Raw genomic sequence first — 18,538 nt, 5'->3', positions numbered from 1 at the left:
GGCATGGGGATTCGCTGAACAGAGAGGCGAACACATGATTTCGAGCGATTTCTGGGTCGCGCTGGCCATGATCATCTACTTCGCGGCCATGCTGTCCATCGGCTTCATCTATTCGAAGCGCTCCAATTCGTCCGCCAAACAATACTTCGCAGGCGGCCGCGGCGTCGGACCCTGGCTCACCGCCCTGTCCGCCGAAGCCTCCGACATGTCCGGCTGGTTGCTCATGGGCCTTCCCGGCGTGGCCTATTTCACCGGAGCGGCCGACGCGATGTGGACCGCCATCGGACTTGCCATCGGCACCTACCTCAACTGGAAAATCGTGGCCAAACGCCTGCGCCGCTACTCGGTCGTCGCCGGCGACGCCATCACCATCCCCGACTTCTTCTCCAAACGATTCCACGACCGCCGCAACATCATCTCCACCATTGCCGCACTCATCATTCTCGTGTTCTTCTGCGTATACGTGGGCAGCTGCTTCGTCACCGTCGGCAAACTCTTCGCCACTCTGTTCGGCCTCGATTATCGCCTGATGATGATCGCCGGTGCGCTAGTGGTGTTCGCCTACACCATCATCGGCGGTTACCTATCCGTGGTCGTCACCGACTTTGTGCAGGGCGTGCTGATGTTCTTCGCGCTCGCCGTCGTGTTCATCGGCTCCGTCGTCTCTGCTGGCGGCGTGCATGAGACCATCTCCTTCTTGCAGTCCATTCCCGGATTCCTTTCCGGCACGCAACTCGCCACCCCGCAGCTCGACTCCGCAACCGGCGAGCAGCTCGTCGAAGCCGGTCGCGCGTTGTTCGGTGAGCCCTCCGACTATGGCATCATCACCATCGTCTCCATGCTGGCATGGGGCTTGGGATACTTCGGCATGCCGCAGGTGCTGGTGCGGTTCCTCTCCATCCGCAGCGCTGACGAAATCAAACAGTCGCGCGTTATCGCCACCACCTGGTGCGTGATTTCCTTGGCCTGCGGCATTTGCATCGGCTTGGTCGGCCGTGCCATGATGCCGACCGAATTCGCCACGCAGGCCGCTGCGGAAAGCGTGTTCATCGTCATCGCGCAGGCCCTGTTGCCGAGCTTTATGTGCGGTGTGGTGGTATCCGGCATTTTCGCCGCCTCGATGAGCTCGTCGTCCTCATACATGATCATCGGCGCATCCGCGTTCGCAGAGAACATCTTCCGCGGCGTGCTGCATAAGAAGGCCACCGACCGTCAGGTGATGATCGTCGCGCGCTGCACGCTGTTCGCCATGCTCATCTTTGGCATCATTGCCGCTTCTGATCAGAACTCCTCGATTTTCCAGGTTGTCTCCTACGCGTGGGCTGGTCTCGGTGCCTCGTTCGGTCCGCTGATGTTGTGCTCGCTGTATTGGCGTCGCGCCAACAAAGCCGGTGCCATCGCCGGCATGCTGGTCGGCGCGGCTACTGTGTTCGCATGGCATACGCTGGTCAAACCGCTGGGCGGCGTATTCGCGATCTACGAACTGCTGCCTGCGTTCCTCATGTCATTGTTGGCGATCGCGGTGGTTTCACTGCTCACGCGTGCGCCCAGCGCCGAGGTGCTCGACGAATTCGACCACTACATGGATCGTCTGCCCAACGAAGTAGTCGCCGGCGGCGTAATCTCCTCCGAAACTATGGGCGATGCGGTGGCTCATTCGCCATCCGTCTGAGAATGGAGCCTATTAGCTGCGTTTTGGGCCGATGAAGGTGTATTGCCGGAATTCATGTGGATGGTCGTTGCATGCAGCGTGTTAATTCGGTCATTATCGTAGCTATCTGCGTTACGGGTAGTGGATTTGGGACGTTGCGGAGGTCGATCTGCGTTACGGGTAGTGCCATCTGAACTGTATCGCATCTATGACTGGCGGAATATCAAGCCTCATACACGGCATACAGTCAATTGGGCACTACCAGTAACGCAGATCGACCTCCGCAAACCCAATAATCCACTACCAGTAACGCAGATAGGCCTAAACGGAATACAATTCAGGCAATGTTATCAAGGTCATCGCCATATTGGACAGTACGGTCGAACACGCTGCCCGGATTGATGCCATTGTGATCCGTGAAGCCTGCTGCTGAACCGTCGATTTTGATGCCCTGTTCTGATTCAACGATCGTCTGTTTTCCTCGTGGCGAGGAGTTTTCGGTTATTCCCAATCTTTTCCATAGCGGTTGGATGCGCGTGCGACGGCCATCGCAAAGATGCTGTATGGATTGTCGTTCGGTTAGGGGAACGAGGACTCCTGTTTGTCGTTCTATGCTTTGGGCAACGCGTTGGGCCAGTTTTTCCTCGGACTGGTCATTGCCAAGGTTGAGTTTGGTGATTTGTGAATAATCCCATCCCTCGTCTTCAATGAGTTGCTGTCTGGTGACATCTGCCAGCCATTGATCGGCATGATGGGAGCCTTCATATTCAATGGCTACTCGGAATTCCGGATACGCCATGTCGATGTATAGGGTTTTCCCGTTCTTCGGGTTACGTATGGGGTAGTTGAACTCTGGGTGATCGAAGCCGTACCGCATCAGTGCAATGCAGGACCGGGTCTCTTGTGAGGAGTCCGAGCATTCGCGCATGAGACGAAGTGCGCGCCGGCAGTTGCGCATGCCCCGGAAGCTACGTTTGCCCTTATTCTCTGGCTGCTTCAGCCAATCGTCCACGCTATCGAGATAGGCGATGAAATCGGAAATGCTTGCGCGCCGCAAACGTTTATCGCGTCTCATCATGGCATCACCCAAAACGATCAGTTCTTCCAAGGTGATTATGGATGACATCATGGCCCATGTGCATGCCGGCGATGTGCATACGAGTTGCCGTTCGACGGTGACGGTTTCCAAGGGCCACGACCATGCCACGAACGATAGGTTGGGTGAACGAAATCTTGCGTTATGAGCCCGGATCACAACGTAGAGTGTGTCGGCGCGCTGAGCGCCACGCGGTATGTGGGGTTTTTCCACAGAGAGCAATTCTAAGGCTGTGGAGAGCGCATACACGTATCGGGTCGATACATGTTTCTGCAGCTCGAGGCAGGACTGCACTCGCTGATACTTGAGTTCTGTAAGGCCGGTGAGTGCCAAAGGTTGCTTGCTCATGCGGCTCACCTTATGGCGGTTTGATTCAAGCGTCCAGCGACCTTGTGAAAAATGTGGATAAGTGGATAACTCAGTAGGCCGTGGGCGCGTGTGGCATCAGATATCGAACATTAACAGGCTTGATAGGTCCAGTGGCCGGCGAGCATGGTGGCGGTGACGTGTGCTGGCATGGCGCGCATGGACTCGGGGGACTCCAGTGCGTATGGGTCGCAGTCCAGCAGCACCAGATCGGCGGCGTCTCCCGGGCGCAGATGGTCGCGGCCGAGCGCGGTGCTGGCTGCCAATGCCGTGCGCACATCCAAGCACTGCTCGGGCTGGAAAGGCTCGCGCTCGGAGCTTTCCGTACCGAACGCGGCGGCGGAGATAGCCAGCCAAGGGTCAAGCGGCGCAACAGGAGCGTCAGAGCCCATGCGCAGTGTGGCACCGGCTTCAAACAGCGAGCGGAACGCATAGGGGATGCCGGCTGGATTCGCCCAGAACCGGCCGATTACATCGCGGTCGTCCATGGCATGCTGCGGCTGGATGCTGGCTGCCAGACCCAGCGCCGCAAACCGTGGAATATCCGTGGGTTTGAGCATTTGCGCATGTTCGATGGAACCGTGGGCATGCGTGCGTTCCGCTGCATCAAGCACGATGGTGTTCGCTTCGTCGCCAATGGCATGGCATGCGATGGCGAAGCCGTGTTCGGTGGCCAAACGCATGTAATCCTCGATCTGCTCCGGCGTATAGCTCAGCACACCGTATGTGGGCGGCGTGATGCCGGAATATGGCGTGGAACAGTAGGCGGAACGCGTGTTCAGTGAACCGTCGGAAATCATTTTCATCGCGCCCACATGGCCCAGTCCACGGCTGCCGGGCAGTTCGTCACCGGTGTGCCAACCTGCGTCGATTGCGGCCTGCAGCCGTTCCGGGTATACGCCGGCGTCCACACGCAAACCGTCGATTCCGGCGGCGAAGCGAGCAATCCAGCTGTCGATATTCTCCGCCATCTCATAATCACGGATGCCCACCACGCCCTTGCCGGCGGCATCGGCCTGAGCCTCGCGCAGCAGACGATCGGTTTCCTCGGCCGCGCCAGGCGCAGCATCGAACTTGCAGTAGGCGTCAAACCATTCCAGCTCGCCCACCAGGCCAGTGACCGGATCAGGATGCACGCCAAGCAATCGCGCTGCAGCCGAATTCACCCATCCGCAGTGCATATCGGCGCTGGACAGGGCCACGGGCTGTTCGCCGGCAGCCTCATCGATTGCGGCCAAAGTCGGCTGTTCGCTATCGGCCCACAGTGAATGGCGGAAACGCATACCCACCACGAAACGTGACGGATCCAGCGTGCCGGCCTTGCGCCGCTCATCCAGATGTGCGCGCAGCAATGCCATCGCCTCGGCCGCGCTACGGGCCGTGATCAGATCAAGTCGACCAAGAGTTTTCGCCCACTGCGTGAAATGTGTGTGGCAGTCCCACAATCCGGGGATGATCCAACGTCCGTCGGCATTGATGACATCGGCAGCATCAGCAGCGTCGTCAGCGCCAGCAGCATGGGTGGCATGGGCGGCACGATTAACATTGGTGATCTGTGCGGCCCTGCTCGCAGAAGCGTCATTATGCGCCACAATTGCCGTGACTGCGCCATTCTCAATCGTCACATCCACCACGTCATCGCAGCCTGGCACCCGGCATTCTCGCAGAATCATCGCACTCATACACGTCATCATAGGCGTGACGCATAACGGCCCGCCCGCACCCGTACAAGAGACGGGCGGGCATAGCAAAAGCCGCTCCGGAAAATCCGAAGCGGCCTCAGCTATGTCTACGTCTACGTAAGAGTACTTACGTGAAGAAAAGAACGATCGGCTCAGTACTTCATGCCCATGGCGCAGCGCACTTCGTCAAGGGTCTCCTCGGCGATGGCGTTGGCGCGCTTGTTGCCGTCGTGCAGAATGTCGCGCACGGTGTCCATGTCCTTGGCCAGTTCGGCGCGGCGCTCGCGGTGCGGGGCCAGGAACTCGTTCACCGAGTCAATGACGTACTTCTTGAGTGCACCGGCACCGGCATCGCCGATCTCCTCGGCGATTTCCTTCGGGTCGCGGCCGGTCACCAGACCTGCGGTGGTCAGCAGCGCAGAGACCTGCGGGCGGGCAATCGGATCGAAGGTGATGCGGCGCTCGGAATCGGTGGGGCTCTTCTTGATGAGCTTGGCGGTTTCCTCGGCGGTGGCGCCCAGCATGATGGAGTTGCCGTAGGACTTGCTCATCTTGCGGCCGTCAAGACCGGGGATTTCCGGTGCTTCGGAAAGAATCGCAGCCGGCTCCGGGAACACGGGGTTCTTCTTGGCGTAGCGCTCGTTGAAACGACGCGCGATGGTGCGGGTGATTTCGATATGCGGCAGGTTGTCCTTGCCGATCGGCACGACGTTCGCCTTGCAGAAGAGGATATCGCACGCCTGATGCACCGGGTAGGTGAGCAGCAGGCCGGTCAGGGCATGACCGGAAGCTTCCATTTCGGACTTCACGGTGGGGTTGCGGTGCAGCTCCGCCTCAGTGACCAGGGAGAGGAACGGCAGCATCAGCTGGTTCTCGGCCGGCACGGCGGAGTGGGTGAAGATCATAGTCTTATTCGGGTCGATGCCGGCGGCCATATAGTCAAGCACCAGGTTCAGCACGTTGTCGTCAATGTGCTCGGTGGTGTCGCGGTCGGTGATCACCTGATAGTCGGCGATGATGATGTTGGTGTTCACGCCACGCTCCTGCATGGCGACACGTTCGCGAATCGAACCGAAATAATGTCCAAGATGCAGACGCCCGGTGGGACGATCGCCGGTGAGCATCGTGAACTTGCCCGGCTCGGCCTCCAGCTTGGCAAGCGTTGCGTCCGAACGCTTCTTGGCCGCTAGGAAGCTGGCGCTCATCTCGTTGCCTGCCGCTGTCAACTGCTGCTCGTCGGTCATCGAAAAGTCCTTTGAAATAGCCCTGAATTCAACGTTTTTATGGTAAAAGTGTGAGCCGACAACGCCGAAGCCGCAAACAGGTGGTACTCTTGCTTGTTGATGAATCGAACTGTATGAAATCTCAGGGGGTCAAATGGGCCGCGGACGTCAGAAAGCAAAGCAACAGAAAATTGCCCGTAAGCTCAAGTACTTGACCACCGACACCGACTACGATGAGCTGGCCAAGGAGCTGAGCGAACGGGAGCCAGGTGAGGGATCGTTCGATCCGTTCGCAGACGTTGATGATCAGTATGCTGTTCACGATGCGGACGCTTCCGATGAAGAATCTGCGTCGGTTTCCGGCAAGCAGCAGGAATCCGCTGTGGACGACGATCTTGATGAGTACGCAAAGTGGGCTGCCGAGGCAGCGGCGAAGGCGACCAGCGGTGAGTTCCCGAAGACTTCCGCCGCTTCCGCGCCGAAGCCGGCTGCGCCGCGCAAGCCGATTCCCATGCCCATGCCGAGCGCACTTAAGCCCAAGAAGGCCTGACGCCTAGGACACTAGAGCAGCGCCCAGTGTAGGCCTAGCGCAGATCGGCACAGGCTTAAATACGTAATACGGCCAACTACAGCGGCAGTAGTTCGCTCAGGTCGTCGCGTTCGCCGACGGCGGTGATGTGCCCGGCTTCTTTTTCCTCATCCCACGTGGTGATACCCGCGGCCAGACGCAGCCAAACGTCCGGTTCCAGCTCAATAACATCGGGCGGGGTGAGATTGTGGGGGTCGGATGCTGGTCCGTCCAAGATTTTGATCGCACCCCATGGTGCCACGCGTACTTCAACGCCGGGGCCGGGAGCCTTACGTTCCAGCAGGAACAGTGTGTATCGCACGGCCATGGCCCATGTGGGCCTGGGCAGATCAGGGCTGATGCTGTGGCGCAGCCAGTCGCGTCCGTCGCAATCGGCGTTCAGCTTGTCGGCCGCCGCGCACCATGTATCCCAAGCGGTGCGGCCCTTGCTCAAATCCTGTTCGCGTATTACTGCCATGCGCCTTATTGTACGACCGGGCGTTACGCGCGTACTGATGCCACGTCGGTGCTAGCATCCCATGGCAGGCGCGCATACAGGATCCAAACGCCCTCCTCGGCGTTGGTGTGGAGCACGCCGCCGAGTTCGCGGATGCGCGTGCGATGCATGTCCAGTCCTCGCCCCGATCGCTCCGCTTCGGTCAGATTGTCGGGCGCAATATCATTGGTTTCGCGAATTTCTACGCATTGCTCCGACACCAGTACGGAAATAAGATACGAATCACTGCCTTTTCGAGCATGACGACTGATATTCGTGCCCAATTCCGTGAGCAGCGAACACACCTCCCGCTGAACGTCGGGTGCCTTCCCGAGGAACAATCCCGCGCAATCGCAAGTGCCGTCGTATCCCATTGCGGCGAGTTGGTCATGCACATCGGTGAGTCGCCGCTGCACCTCATCCATGAATGGCGGTTCCGGCAGTGATGAATGTTGCGGATCGTCCAAATAAGCGATGATGGCGTGAACCTGTTCGAATGCTTTTTGACTGCGTTCCAGCACGCTGCTCCATGCTTGAGCATCCGGTGAGTCGGATTGCAGCCGGTCTCGCGCGATGGAAGAGACGAAGGTGAGTTCGTTGGATAGTGTGTCATGAATGGCGATGGCCAGCTGATTGTTGTGCTTGAGCCGCACCAACTCTTCGTGCTCATCGGCTGCTTGCTGTCGGCGGTTTGCCGCCAGATAGCGGCCTCGCGTGAGCAGCCGACCAAGTATGACCATGCCTGCGCTCAGAGCCGCCGCGGCCACGGTGCGTATCGTCCACTGAGCCGGTGTCGCCAAAACGGTGGGTAGCGGAATACTGGCCAATATCACCGCGACATTGATGGCGCAGCAGAGCGCCGCAATGATAGCCCAACGCAGCGTGGAATAATACGACAGCACCACCAGTGCCACGCACAGGCCGACCAAACGTGACGTTCCGGCAGGCATCACCAGGGTCAGGGCGATGGAGAACAGTATCGTCGCCCATCCGGCACGGCGAGGGTCGAGCATCAGCATTACCAGCGCGGCGGCCCATGCTATGGTCAGGGCCCATACCAAGGGACTATTCGGCAGCTGTGCGCCCGGTGCCAGTGCCAGCCAAACCAGGCTGGCAGCCATGGCGACGAACACCACCGAACTGACGTGAATGGATAGGTCGATGTCCAGTGAAGAATCATTGCGGGGCGGTTCGGTGGACTGCCGTTCACGACGATGAGCCGACGGTCCTTTGTTGACAAGGTAAGCGTTATGCATTTCAGTGTGTGCTCAACTTCACCCATGCCGCGATCAGCGCGCGATTGTCGGCAACGCCCAGCTTGTCGCATGCGCGTTTGAGTTGCGTGCGCACGGTGGGCTCGCTGATGCCCAGCGCGGCGGCGATGGAGGCTAATGATTCGCCGTGCGACCACATATTCACCACCTCGATCTCGCGCGGAGACAGTTCGCGCGTACCTTCGGCTTTGACACGTCGATGAGCTTCCTGCATCGTATCGAACCGCACGTCGGCGGTGTCTCCCCAAGTATGCCCCTGCAACAGCGCATGGATGGCTACGGCCAGAAGCCGTATGTCGTCATTCTTGCTGGCGATGCCTTGCGCGCCGGCGTCGGCCATATCGCGCGCATGATTGGCCAGCACGGAGGCCGTCAGCGCGAGGACGGCGGTGGTGTCATTGGTTTTGCGAATGGCGCGTACAACCAGCGGCCCGTTGATATCGTTCATCGACACGTCCGCAAGCAGCACGGTGGGTGGATGCGCGGTACCTGTGCACAGGCGGATGGCATCCGCGCCTTGGCTGACCGCAGGCAACATAGTGCAATCCGGCAGCGCTTTAGTGAGCAGCGTGGTCAGGGCCATGCGAGCCATTGCGTCGTTATCCATCAGCAATATCGTCGGCTTCCCCATGCGGCTCATCCTAGTGCGCTAGACATGCTAGTGGCGCTCCAGATGCCATCGTTCGATATGCTCCTCCCAATGCTGTGGCGTGGGCAAAGTAATCAGGCTGCGCATGGTGATGGCCGCGATAGCTGCGAGGGCGATGGTTGCCGCAAGCCCCACACATGTTGGTGCGTAACCCCACAGCTGCATGCATGAGCCTGATCCGGCGGCGAACAGGGCATACGCGCCATATTGCACAAGTCCACTTCCAGCGCCGACGCGTCCCTGATTGCCTTCGGAGACCAAAGCGGTCGTAAAGCCACCGAGCACTGCGTTGGCGGCGGGAAGCGCAACGACAGCCAATGCTACGAATGCTGCTTTGCCGCTTGCGTCGGGGGTGAAGGCCGCGCCAGTGAACCCGATGCCCATGGCTACGAACATCACGCCGATAAGTATGCCGCCTGGAACGCGGTCGATCAGCGTCGGGGCGATGAGCGCGCCGACGATCATGCTGGCAGCCGACACCATGTTGAGTAATCCGGCTGACACCGTGGCGGTGCCACTGGCGGATATGTGCATGACGGTGACGAGCAGAAAAGCATTCGAAGCCCCTACCAGAGCCGCGCTGATCAGCAGCAGACGGCGTTGGAAACGGTTGGTGAGCAGCCATGTCAGTCCGCTGAACGCATCCTTCCATGCGGAGGTCTGCGCTGCTGCGGGGGCGTCCGTCGATGTGTGATTCGCTGCGTCATCGTTGCTGGGATGGGAGGCTTTGCGCTGAGAGTCCGTGCGATGAGTATCCGTGCGCTGCCAATACCGGTGGATGGGTGCGGTGGATACCATGCCCATCAAACTCAGAACCGCACTGGCCAACAACGGGCATGCGTTGCTGATCGTCATCATAAGGCCACTAATAGGGCCACTGAGTAGCGATACGGTGTTGTCGCGTGCGTCATTCATCGACAATACTTTGGGTAGCGCGCTGTCGGGCACCAGTCCGCGCAGCATGGTGTTCGAGGCGTCCTGCAGCAGTCCGCCGCGCACGCCCATCAGCAGGGCGAGTGCGACGATGGTGGGTGCCGTAAGCCAACCTAAGTGTTGCATGAGTGCGGCCAGCGCGAACAGCGTCAGACCGGTGCCGCCCCATAGGGCCATGAGCAGCTTGCGATCGCAACGATCCTGCAGCAGTCCGCCGGCAAGTCCTACTACGGTTTGCACGGCGACGCCGGCCGCTTGCACGAACGCGGCGATGGCCGGAGAGCCGGTGGCGGATAGGGCGATAAGCGGCAGCGCGAAGGTTGCGATGCTTTCGCTGAGCGCGCCGAAGGTGTCGGCTCCCAGCCACCAGCCATAGTCGGTGGTGCGCAACAGATTTGCATAGGTTGGACGTACGCTGGCGCAACTCATAATCAACTCCTTGGCTATGTGAGCTTTGTCTGCCAACATAGGGCGGTTCACAAGTGCTACGGAAACGATGTCATCAATGGTGCGGACGGATAGTAAGGCGTTGTCATCATTGGTGAGGACAGGGCGTGCCGCAGTTGCTCGGGGTGTGTTGTCTCACAATAAGCAAAGAACCGGCGCTGGAGTAGGTGTCCGTGCGTGGGCTACGGTATAATGAAGCGCGATGACAACGTATGCAAAAGACAGTGAGGCCTTTATGTAACCAAGAGTTCATACACACTCTCGTCAACCGGAGCATATCCGGGCATAATGTTGTTTGGGGAATAATCCCGGAAGGAAAGCAGAATATGACCGAAATCACCGCACCGAAGTCCCCCGTGACTGCCGAGCAGTTCACCGAGGAGATTCGCGAACAACTCAAGTACACCCAGAACGTCACCCCTGAGCAGGCCACCCCTGCCGACGTGTACGTTGCCGCCTCCAAGGCCGTGCACAACCATCTCGCCGACTCGTGGTTCAAGACCCAGGCCGACACCGTCAACGGCAACACCCGCGCCGTTGGCTATCTGTCCGCCGAGTTCCTCATGGGCAAGCAGCTGCGCAACGCCCTGCTGAACGCCGGCCTGACCGACCAGTTTGAAGCCGCTGTGGAAGCCTTGGGCTTCTCGGTGCAGGACGTGGTCGACGCCGAATACGAGCCTGGTCTGGGCAACGGCGGCCTTGGTCGTCTGGCCGCCTGCTTCATCGATTCTCTCGCCTCCCTCGGCGTGCCGGCCTTCGGCTACGGCATCCAGTACAAGTACGGCATCTTCAAGCAGGCCTTCGATAAGGACGGCAAGCAGGTGGAAACCCCGGACTACTGGCTGGCCAATGAAGAGCCGTGGGGTCACATCGACTACAACCGCTCCCAGAAGGTCTCCTTCGGCGGCGAAGTCGTCGAGGAAAGCGGCAAGAAGGTCTGGAAGCCGGCGTGGTCCGTGCGCGCCGTGCCGGTTGATTACTTGGTGCCCGGCTATGCTTCCGGCCGCGTGAACACGCTGCGTCTGTGGAGTGCCAAGAGCTACGACGAGTTCGATCTGCTCGCCTTCAACCGTTCCGAATACATGGAAGCCGTTGAGCCGCAGGTCAAGGCCGAGAACATTTCCAAGATTCTGTATCCGGAAGATTCCACCAAGGTGGGCAAGGAACTGCGCCTCGAACAGCAGTACTTCTTCGTCTCCGCCTCCCTGCACGACGCCATCCGCGTGTTCTACCCCGGCCAGGACAAGCCCGACCTGACCACCTTCCCCGACAAGATCGTCTTCCAGCTCAACGACACCCACCCGGTGATCGGCATCCCCGAGCTGATGCGCATCCTCATCGACGAGTACGACTACGACTGGAACACCGCCTGGTCCATCACCACCAAGACCTTCAACTACACCTGCCACACGCTGCTGCCTGAGGCTCTTGAGGTCTGGCCGGCCAGCCTGATCGGCGAACTGCTGCCGCGTCATCTTGAAATCATCAAGAAGATTAACGAGCAGTTCGAGGCCGAGCTTAAGACCAAGAATGTGGACGCCGCCACCATCAAGGATATGGCGATCTACACCGGCGACTCCGTGCGCATGGCTTACCTCGCCACCTACGGCGGCTCCCACGTCAACGGCGTGGCCGAACTGCACTCCCAGCTGCTTAAGGACGTCACGCTGAAGAACTTCTCCGACGTCTACCCGGACAAGTTCACCAACGTGACCAACGGCGTCACCCCGCGTCGCTTCATCAAGCTCGCCAACCCGCGCCTGTCCGACCTGATCACCGAAGGCCTCGGCACCGACAAGTGGCTGAGCGACCTCGAGCTGCTCAAGGGCCTCGAACCGCTGGCTGCCGATGATGAGTTCGTCAAGAAGTTCGCCGCCGTCAAGCAGGCCAACAAGGTCGACTTCTCCAACTACGCCAAGCGCGAGTACGGCTTCGACATCGACCCGAACACCATGATCAACACCATGGTCAAGCGTCTGCACGAATACAAGCGCCAGGCCCTGAAGATCCTCGCCCTGATCGCCCGTTACGCGGACATCAAGAACGGCAACATGAAGGCCGACGAAGTGCTGCCGCGCACTGTGGTCTTCGGTGCCAAGGCCGCCCCCGGCTACTACCTGGCCAAGATGACGATCCAGCTGATCAACAACGTGGCCCGCGTGGTCAACAACGATCCGGACGTCAAGGGCGCTCTGCACGTGTACTTCCCGTGGAACTACAACGTGCGCCTGGCTCAGCACCTGATCCCCGCCACCGACCTCGACGAGCAGATCTCGCAGGCCGGCAAGGAAGCCTCCGGCACCGGCAACATGAAGTTCGCCCTCAACGGCGCGCTCACCGTCGGTACCCTCGACGGTGCCAACGTTGAGATCCGCGAGCGTGTGGGTGCCGAGAACTTCTTCCTCTTCGGCATGACCGTTGACGAGGTGGACGCCCTCTATGCCGAAGGTTACGATCCGGCCAAGTTCTACGAGGCCGATCCTCGCCTCAAGCAGGCCATCGACATGGTCTCCAACGGCACCTTCTCCAACGGCGACCGCAACGCTTACGCTCCGCTGGTTGCCGACTGGCTGACCAAGGACTGGTTCATGACCTTGGCCGACTTCCACGCCTACACCGAGATCCAGGGCGATATCGAAGCCCTCTACCGCGATCCGCTCGAGTGGAACCGCAAGGCCATCCTCAACGTCGCCAACTCCGGCTACTTCAGCTCGGATCGCTCGATGGAGGATTATTTGGAGCGCATCTGGCACACCGGCCCTCTCGCCTGACGGCTCGGAGCCGGCGCGCCAGATGCGCGCTGGTTCCTGCCTCACGACTGTCGTCGTTCGGCGTCGCCTACAAACACCCCACTGGGGTGTTTGCTATACGGCGCCGCACTCTGGCACACCGGCCCGCTTCAGTGATGATGGAGCGTCCTCGTCGTTGCGGAAGGCTCGACGTATTCCAATACGCCTTCGCCTTCCGCGCCTAGAGGACGCACGCATCATCACTTTCGCTCCGCTCGCCTGACGGCTCTCCTGCCTTACGGCTGGTGCCGTTCGGCGCGCAGGGCACATAGCAAAGAACCCCGCAACTGTAATGGTTGCGGGGTTCTTTGCTAACGGTTGCGAAGGTTCAGGCGACTTCGGGAGCGACCTCAGCCTCTTCGGCCTCCGGTTCGGCGGCTTCCTCAGCCTTCTTCAGGCCCAGGTCAACCGGCGAAGAGCTGTTCTCCCACGGCTCCTCCCACGGATCGTAATCCGGGTTCTGCTGCTTATAGATGTACAGGCCTACCACTGCGGCGAGCAGCGCGCCGAACAGCAGAGCGAAAAACTTCCAACCGTTAGAAGACTTATTCTCCATGACGGCTCCTTTCCCTGAGGATTCTTGGCCGGTCTGCCCATTCAAGCCGACCCTGCCTTCCATCATAATCCCGTTGTTGTGACGATTGAGTGAGCTTGCCAGACGAACACCCAACGTGTCGATTCCGCCCCCGCCCAATGCCAAAAGCTCACAACAGTTCTACAACAGCCGTCTGTGGTCTAAGCAAGTTGGCGATTATTCATTGGGGAGTACCTCGATGTGTTGGTTGAGAGCTGCCATCACCATGAGTACGCGGCGGAAGTCGAAGGCAGCCTTTCCTGTTTCCACTTGCGCTAACCAGCTGCGCGATACATGGGCTTTGGATGCCAATTGCTCTTGCGTCAATCCCAGTTCATCGCGAGCATCGCGAATGGCGAGACCCATATCGTACATGGTGAGAATTTTCATACTGCCTCGTCTGTTTGATTACGTTCGTGTACAATCTATATTGTATACGAACGTGTACATTCTTGGCGTAGGAACGTGTCAGTTTCGCCTTCAATGGTTGAGTTTGAGACTGACCTACAACAACCGATACCATGGAATTTATGACACGATTCAGCATGTTTCCGCAGTCCCCGATGTTTGGCGGTTTGAACAGGAAGACGATCGCCTACGAGTGGAAGCATGGTGGGCCGGTGATCACGTGGGCGATCATCCTCGTCTGTGTAGCCGTGTGGCTGATCGAGGTGCTGCTTGGCTTCCTGTCCCCAATATTGCAGGGGTGGTTCATTTCGATGGGCATGATTGCGCCGTCCGCTGTAATGCGTATGCCGTGGACGCTGGTCACGTCGATGTTCCTGCATGCGCCGAATTCGATTATGCACATTCTATTCAATATGATTGCGCTATATTCCGTGGGTCCGGTGCTGGAACGCATGATGGGCCATTGGCGTTTTCTGGGATTGTATATGATTTCCGGCTTCGGCGGCTCGCTGGGCCTCATGGTTTGGGCGGTGGTTGCCCCGAACGGTCAGGGCTGGCAGGGAGCCGCCTATGGTGCCTCCGGTGCGCTGTTCGGACTGTTTGCCGCGCTGCTGGTGGTGTATCGCCGCATCGGTGTGGATATTCGTTCAATGCTGGTGTGGATGGCAATCAACTTCCTGCTGCCGTTCGTGGTTGGTGGCGTGGCGTGGCAGGCGCATATCGGCGGCTTTGTGGTGGGTGGCGCGCTCACATGGCTGCTGGTGGCCGGGATTCCCGCATGGCATGGCAAAAGTCTTGCATGGCGCATGCGCGTGTATGGTGGCACGATGACCGTGCTGGTGCTTGCGTTGATCGCATTGTGCAATCTTGCCAATCCATACAGCGCGATGCTGTAATCGCCCTCGCAGTTCACTCCGTGGTTGCACCTCACAGCTGTGCTTCGCAGCTGCATGCCCGCTAACAATCCACAGGCATTCGCCTTATGTGGATAACTTGAAGTTGTACACAACGAAAGAATGTGGATAACTCAAGTTATCCACACCACTACATGTAGTGGTGTGGATTCTCGTTTCCACTATCCACTGGTTATCCACCACTTATCCACCGGTTTTACACGCTGAAATCAAGGTTGTCCACCACTTATCCACGGAGTTATCCACATTATGTGGAGAACTACAAGTGTGTAATTCATCCACATTCTGTGGAAAACCATGTGGATAACTCGTGGATAACCTGTGCACAACGGTGGGTAACTGATGCAGATAACTTGGCAACCGTAGTGTGCACAGGTGGGAATATGCGAGTAAGTGCATAAAATAAGCCGCTCGGAGCTTGCCATTAAGCTCAAAGCGGCTCTATCGGATTTGAAATGGTTGGAGAAGAGGGCGTTACTGCCGAGCGTGCGCCCGCTGATATCGGCAATAGAAGACGGCTGCTATCAGAAGGAGCAGGTAGGCTGCCTCGATCCATAGGTTTCCGTATCGCACCACAAGCCATGCCAGAGCGGCGATGACAATCAATGGGCGAGTGGGGCAATAGGCACCCGCGATAAACAGGGCGATGGCATACAGCCAACTGCTCAGAATATTCAGCAGCAGCACAGGAAGGGCGTCTGCGGTGAATCCCTGCCGTGGGAAGTCCCCGATGGCGGCGAGCACGATGGTGACGATGGCGGCGATAAGCACCACCTCGCAGCACACCAACGCCGTTATGCGCGCAATATTCGACGGTGCGACGATTGCCCGGATTTTGGGGGTATCGGCGTCATTATGAAAGGTGAGGGTTGCCAGCTGAATGCCGCAACAGGCACCTGCGAAGCTGAACAGCGGCGACAGTTGGCGCAACAATGCGGCGACGTCGCTGGTGTTCACGTTGGAATAGCTGGGGATAAGGCACAAAAGTCCTATGCCTGTCCAAAGCAGCATCGAGCGCAGTATGCGCAAAAGCCGTGATGTCATCAATCTTCCTTCTCTGTGGGCAAGCGCAATGGCGGGGCATGTCAGAACAATGCCGTGTCCCCACCATTGCGCTTGATTATATGCCGGCGATATTTCTGGCGTGAGGAATTGCAGAGCAACATTCCATATTGTTGCGAAACGCGGTTGTGTTTCGCATGGCTTATATAGGTTCTCTCGTGGTAAGCGATTTCATCGCGTGTATGCCGGCTTTTGTTAACGGGTGTCCACTGATATTTGGCGCGTGTGGACGATTGTTGCTTGTGGATATGAGAATCGGTGCGTGGAATGTAGGCGAGATGGCTAAATGACAACGTATGTCCACAAATTTGCTTGATTGGGCAAACGCAGATGATCCAGCCGGTAGATTGCACTATATGGATAGTCTTGATAATGGTGCTGATGGCTTTCAGCCATTGCGTTTGGCCATCGTGGATAACGACCCGTTGACGGTGAAGCTGTTGGCACAGGCGGTGCCCAGATGGGTACCTGGAGTGCAAGTGATGTGGTACACGCAATCCGGCGGTGATGCGGCACGCAAATGCACCAACCCCGAACTGGCCCCGGATATTCTGATGCTTGATATGTCGTTGAACGACGGCGAAAGCGGCTTGGATGTCTGCCGCCTGATTCGCTCGGATACGGATAAAGTGCCAGTGTTGGGCATCACATCATTCAGTCTGACCTATTACGCGGCAAAACTTGCCGCTGCCGGTGCCCAAGGACTGGCCACTAAATCCGATAGTTCCATGATGTCATTAGCGATTAGTCGGCTTCGTCGAGGAGGAACCTTCAGCCCTGTAAGTGGTGTGCAGTTTGAGACTACGGAAGAGGCGCACAGGCGCATTATCAGCGAACCTGCCTCCACGCGGCCCAAGCTTAGCGCGCAGGAAGCTCGAATTCTGGACCTACTATCTCAGGGAAGAAAGTATGCTCAGATTGCTGAGGAATTTGGCGTTACCGAATCCTCGATTCGCACACAGTCACATCGTGCAGTCAAAAAACTCAATGCCAACACCTTGAGCCAAGCCATAGCCATCTGGGTGACGGGTACATGGCAGTGAAACTGAAACAACTGACAGCGCAAATAAGCAAGTGGGTGGCTCTGATTGTCAAAAGAGGCGGCGTGGTGCCAATCGTGCTTATAGGCATGGTTTGCTGCATTACGTTGTCGATTGTCGATAAAACGTATGCATATGGTTGGACCGGAATTATTCTGACGATCTGTGCTGAGTGCGTTCTGATGTTAATGATTCCGTATAGTCGTATTGGTGCGATTGCGGCAATAGGGCTGAGCGTTTTTATCGACAATGCTCCATCCTACTGGGTTTCTCCGTTGGTGACATTGGCAATGACGATATGCGCAAGTTTCATATTTGGATATGTTGAGCGCAGCAGATGGTATTCCATCGTATTTGTGTCTTTGTCAGCAGTGGCATTATGTGTGGGGGCATTTCTGAGGAATGGGGAGGTGCTGGCGGTCATACTGTATGGGGGCATCACGCTTTTGCCGTGGTTGATGGGGCGTGCAATGCAACGTTGGATGATTGAGAAAGAAGAAATGAGCGCTCGTTTTGCGTTGGAAAAAGCTCGTATGAGGTTAGCGCAGCAAGAGCAGAATAATGCGTTGGCAAGGCGTATCCATGATTCGGTGACCAATGATTTATCCGCCATTCTTCTGTTGACGGGGCAGCTGTCGGATAGTGCGTCTGCGGAATCCGTACGGATTGGTATCGATGAGCATGCGCGTCAGGCTCTTAATCATGTGCATGAAGTGATTGATTTGTTGAATTTAGATATGAATGGCCATTCAGAGGACTTGAGTGTTCATCATATGCAGGGGGTGAAATCTCTACGTGAGATATGCGACCAGAAAGATAAAGATCTGAGTCGTCAAGGAATACAAGGAACTTCAGCTGTCATGGGGGACGTGTTGCTTTCGGACGAGCGCGAAGAATTCATAGCGGATTTATTACAGGAATTATATACGAATATTCTTCGTCATTGCAGTGGTGGCGTAGATGAATACTCTGTAGTGGTCAAATTGTCTGTTGACGGTGTTCGTGTTATACAAACGAATACATGTGCGAATGGAGCGCGTCATATGGAAGGGGTTCGCTCAGGGCGTGGCTTGTCGTTGTATCAGCAGGCGGCACAATCTCTGGGAGGCCATTTGCAGACCGGTTTTGAGGATGGAACATGGATGCTGAACTGCTGGATTCCTGTTTGACGTGTGAACATATGCGTACAAAAACTACAGTGGTGTAGACGTATGTTGACATTTTGAATAATTTGCTAACGCAGCAGATGTCTCTAGGTGTGTGATGAAACTGAAGTTGTAATCCGTGATGAAAGAAAGGGCATTATCATGGACAAGTATGATGAAGTTTTGTCATTTCAGGCGTGCGAACCTGATGAGCTGGGTGA

The 18,538-nt window shown here is 57.6% G+C and carries 16 protein-coding genes; 6 read left to right on the top strand and 10 right to left on the bottom strand.

The window, feature by feature from the left end; genetic code table 11:
* Positions 1–34: 34 nt before the first annotated feature.
* Positions 35–1,672: a sodium/proline symporter gene (locus G1C95_RS09760; protein WP_169172762.1), complete on the top strand. Its 1,638-nt coding sequence runs from the start codon at positions 35–37 to the stop codon at positions 1,670–1,672.
* A gap of 316 nt (positions 1,673–1,988) precedes the next feature.
* Here G1C95_RS09760 and G1C95_RS09755 read toward each other — a convergent pair whose 3' ends face one another.
* The 3 genes from G1C95_RS09755 to trpS form a co-directional block, all read right to left on the bottom strand.
* The gene (locus G1C95_RS09755) at positions 1,989–3,095 is read right to left on the bottom strand and encodes a hypothetical protein (RefSeq protein WP_240947523.1); all 1,107 of its coding nucleotides are present in this window, start codon (positions 3,093–3,095) and stop codon (positions 1,989–1,991) included.
* Between the two features lie 110 nt (positions 3,096–3,205).
* Positions 3,206–4,804, bottom strand: a complete 1,599-nt coding sequence (locus G1C95_RS09750) for an amidohydrolase (protein ID WP_169172868.1) — start codon at positions 4,802–4,804, stop codon at positions 3,206–3,208.
* A gap of 143 nt (positions 4,805–4,947) precedes the next feature.
* On the bottom strand, positions 4,948–6,039 hold the full coding sequence (trpS, locus tag G1C95_RS09745) for a tryptophan--tRNA ligase (RefSeq protein ID WP_169172761.1): 1,092 nt from the start codon (positions 6,037–6,039) through the stop codon (positions 4,948–4,950).
* Between the two features lie 133 nt (positions 6,040–6,172).
* On the opposite strand from trpS, the gene G1C95_RS09740 reads away from it, so the two are divergent.
* Entirely contained in the window at positions 6,173–6,568 is a 396-nt protein-coding gene (locus G1C95_RS09740; protein WP_169172760.1) for a DUF3073 domain-containing protein, read from the top strand.
* Positions 6,569–6,644: 76 nt separating this feature from the next.
* Here the strand turns inward: G1C95_RS09740 and G1C95_RS09735 are convergent, their stop codons facing one another.
* From G1C95_RS09735 to G1C95_RS09720, 4 genes are read right to left on the bottom strand one after another with little or no spacing between them, the layout of a single operon-like run.
* A complete protein-coding gene (locus G1C95_RS09735; RefSeq protein WP_169172759.1) occupies positions 6,645–7,064 on the bottom strand; it encodes a sterol carrier family protein in 420 nt (139 codons plus the stop codon).
* A 23-nt stretch (positions 7,065–7,087) separates the two neighbouring features.
* A complete protein-coding gene (locus G1C95_RS09730) occupies positions 7,088–8,338 on the bottom strand; it encodes a sensor histidine kinase (protein WP_169172758.1) in 1,251 nt (416 codons plus the stop codon).
* Between the two features lies 1 nt (position 8,339).
* On the bottom strand, positions 8,340–8,987 hold the full coding sequence (locus G1C95_RS09725; RefSeq protein ID WP_240947522.1) for a response regulator transcription factor: 648 nt from the start codon (positions 8,985–8,987) through the stop codon (positions 8,340–8,342).
* Positions 8,988–9,014: 27 nt separating this feature from the next.
* Positions 9,015–10,367, bottom strand: coding sequence for an MFS transporter (locus G1C95_RS09720; protein ID WP_169172756.1), 1,353 nt, complete (start codon positions 10,365–10,367; stop codon positions 9,015–9,017).
* 344 nt (positions 10,368–10,711) lie between these two features.
* Between G1C95_RS09720 and G1C95_RS09715 the strand changes: the two genes are divergently transcribed.
* Complete coding sequence (locus tag G1C95_RS09715) at positions 10,712–13,156, top strand: glycogen/starch/alpha-glucan phosphorylase (RefSeq protein WP_169172755.1); 2,445 nt, start codon at positions 10,712–10,714, stop codon at positions 13,154–13,156.
* Between the two features lie 346 nt (positions 13,157–13,502).
* On the opposite strand, the gene G1C95_RS09710 is transcribed toward G1C95_RS09715, so the two are convergent.
* Positions 13,503–13,730: a hypothetical protein gene (locus G1C95_RS09710; protein ID WP_169172754.1), complete on the bottom strand. Its 228-nt coding sequence runs from the start codon at positions 13,728–13,730 to the stop codon at positions 13,503–13,505.
* Positions 13,731–13,925: 195 nt separating this feature from the next.
* Entirely contained in the window at positions 13,926–14,138 is a 213-nt protein-coding gene (locus G1C95_RS09705) for a helix-turn-helix domain-containing protein (protein ID WP_169172753.1), read from the bottom strand.
* A 140-nt stretch (positions 14,139–14,278) separates the two neighbouring features.
* Between G1C95_RS09705 and G1C95_RS09700 the strand changes: the two genes are divergently transcribed.
* Positions 14,279–15,052, top strand: coding sequence for a rhomboid family intramembrane serine protease (locus G1C95_RS09700; RefSeq protein ID WP_169172752.1), 774 nt, complete (start codon positions 14,279–14,281; stop codon positions 15,050–15,052).
* Between the two features lie 492 nt (positions 15,053–15,544).
* Here the strand turns inward: G1C95_RS09700 and G1C95_RS09695 are convergent, their stop codons facing one another.
* Positions 15,545–16,114: a hypothetical protein gene (locus G1C95_RS09695; protein WP_169172751.1), complete on the bottom strand. Its 570-nt coding sequence runs from the start codon at positions 16,112–16,114 to the stop codon at positions 15,545–15,547.
* Between the two features lie 314 nt (positions 16,115–16,428).
* On the opposite strand from G1C95_RS09695, the gene G1C95_RS09690 reads away from it, so the two are divergent.
* Entirely contained in the window at positions 16,429–17,175 is a 747-nt protein-coding gene (locus G1C95_RS09690; RefSeq protein ID WP_169172750.1) for a response regulator transcription factor, read from the top strand.
* Complete coding sequence (locus G1C95_RS09685) at positions 17,166–18,341, top strand: sensor histidine kinase (protein ID WP_169172749.1); 1,176 nt, start codon at positions 17,166–17,168, stop codon at positions 18,339–18,341. Before G1C95_RS09690 ends, G1C95_RS09685 begins: the two co-directional genes overlap by 10 nt.
* The last annotated feature ends 197 nt before the right edge of the window (positions 18,342–18,538 follow it).

The sequence above is a fragment of the Bifidobacterium oedipodis genome (genome assembly GCF_012932425.1).
GTDB classification, from domain to species: Bacteria; Actinomycetota; Actinomycetes; order Actinomycetales; family Bifidobacteriaceae; genus Bifidobacterium; species Bifidobacterium oedipodis.
Note: the sequence above shows the minus strand (reverse complement) of the source record. Positions and strands in the feature narration are given on the sequence as shown.

Excerpts from the sequence above, each read along its gene's own strand:
- G1C95_RS09760 (WP_169172762.1), top strand. The coding sequence starts at position 35 with ATGATTTCGAGCGATTTCTGGGTCGCGCTGGCCATGATCATCTACTTC.
- G1C95_RS09755 (WP_240947523.1), bottom strand. The coding sequence starts at position 3,095 with ATGAGCAAGCAACCTTTGGCACTCACCGGCCTTACAGAACTCAAGTAT.
- G1C95_RS09750 (WP_169172868.1), bottom strand. The coding sequence starts at position 4,804 with ATGACGTGTATGAGTGCGATGATTCTGCGAGAATGCCGGGTGCCAGGC.
- trpS (WP_169172761.1), bottom strand. The coding sequence starts at position 6,039 with ATGACCGACGAGCAGCAGTTGACAGCGGCAGGCAACGAGATGAGCGCC.
- G1C95_RS09740 (WP_169172760.1), top strand. The coding sequence starts at position 6,173 with ATGGGCCGCGGACGTCAGAAAGCAAAGCAACAGAAAATTGCCCGTAAG.
- G1C95_RS09735 (WP_169172759.1), bottom strand. The coding sequence starts at position 7,064 with ATGGCAGTAATACGCGAACAGGATTTGAGCAAGGGCCGCACCGCTTGG.
- G1C95_RS09730 (WP_169172758.1), bottom strand. The coding sequence starts at position 8,338 with ATGCATAACGCTTACCTTGTCAACAAAGGACCGTCGGCTCATCGTCGT.
- G1C95_RS09725 (WP_240947522.1), bottom strand. The coding sequence starts at position 8,987 with ATGGGGAAGCCGACGATATTGCTGATGGATAACGACGCAATGGCTCGC.
- G1C95_RS09720 (WP_169172756.1), bottom strand. The coding sequence starts at position 10,367 with ATGAGTTGCGCCAGCGTACGTCCAACCTATGCAAATCTGTTGCGCACC.
- G1C95_RS09715 (WP_169172755.1), top strand. The coding sequence starts at position 10,712 with ATGACCGAAATCACCGCACCGAAGTCCCCCGTGACTGCCGAGCAGTTC.
- G1C95_RS09710 (WP_169172754.1), bottom strand. The coding sequence starts at position 13,730 with ATGGAGAATAAGTCTTCTAACGGTTGGAAGTTTTTCGCTCTGCTGTTC.
- G1C95_RS09705 (WP_169172753.1), bottom strand. The coding sequence starts at position 14,138 with ATGAAAATTCTCACCATGTACGATATGGGTCTCGCCATTCGCGATGCT.
- G1C95_RS09700 (WP_169172752.1), top strand. The coding sequence starts at position 14,279 with ATGACACGATTCAGCATGTTTCCGCAGTCCCCGATGTTTGGCGGTTTG.
- G1C95_RS09695 (WP_169172751.1), bottom strand. The coding sequence starts at position 16,114 with ATGACATCACGGCTTTTGCGCATACTGCGCTCGATGCTGCTTTGGACA.
- G1C95_RS09690 (WP_169172750.1), top strand. The coding sequence starts at position 16,429 with ATGTCCACAAATTTGCTTGATTGGGCAAACGCAGATGATCCAGCCGGT.
- G1C95_RS09685 (WP_169172749.1), top strand. The coding sequence starts at position 17,166 with ATGGCAGTGAAACTGAAACAACTGACAGCGCAAATAAGCAAGTGGGTG.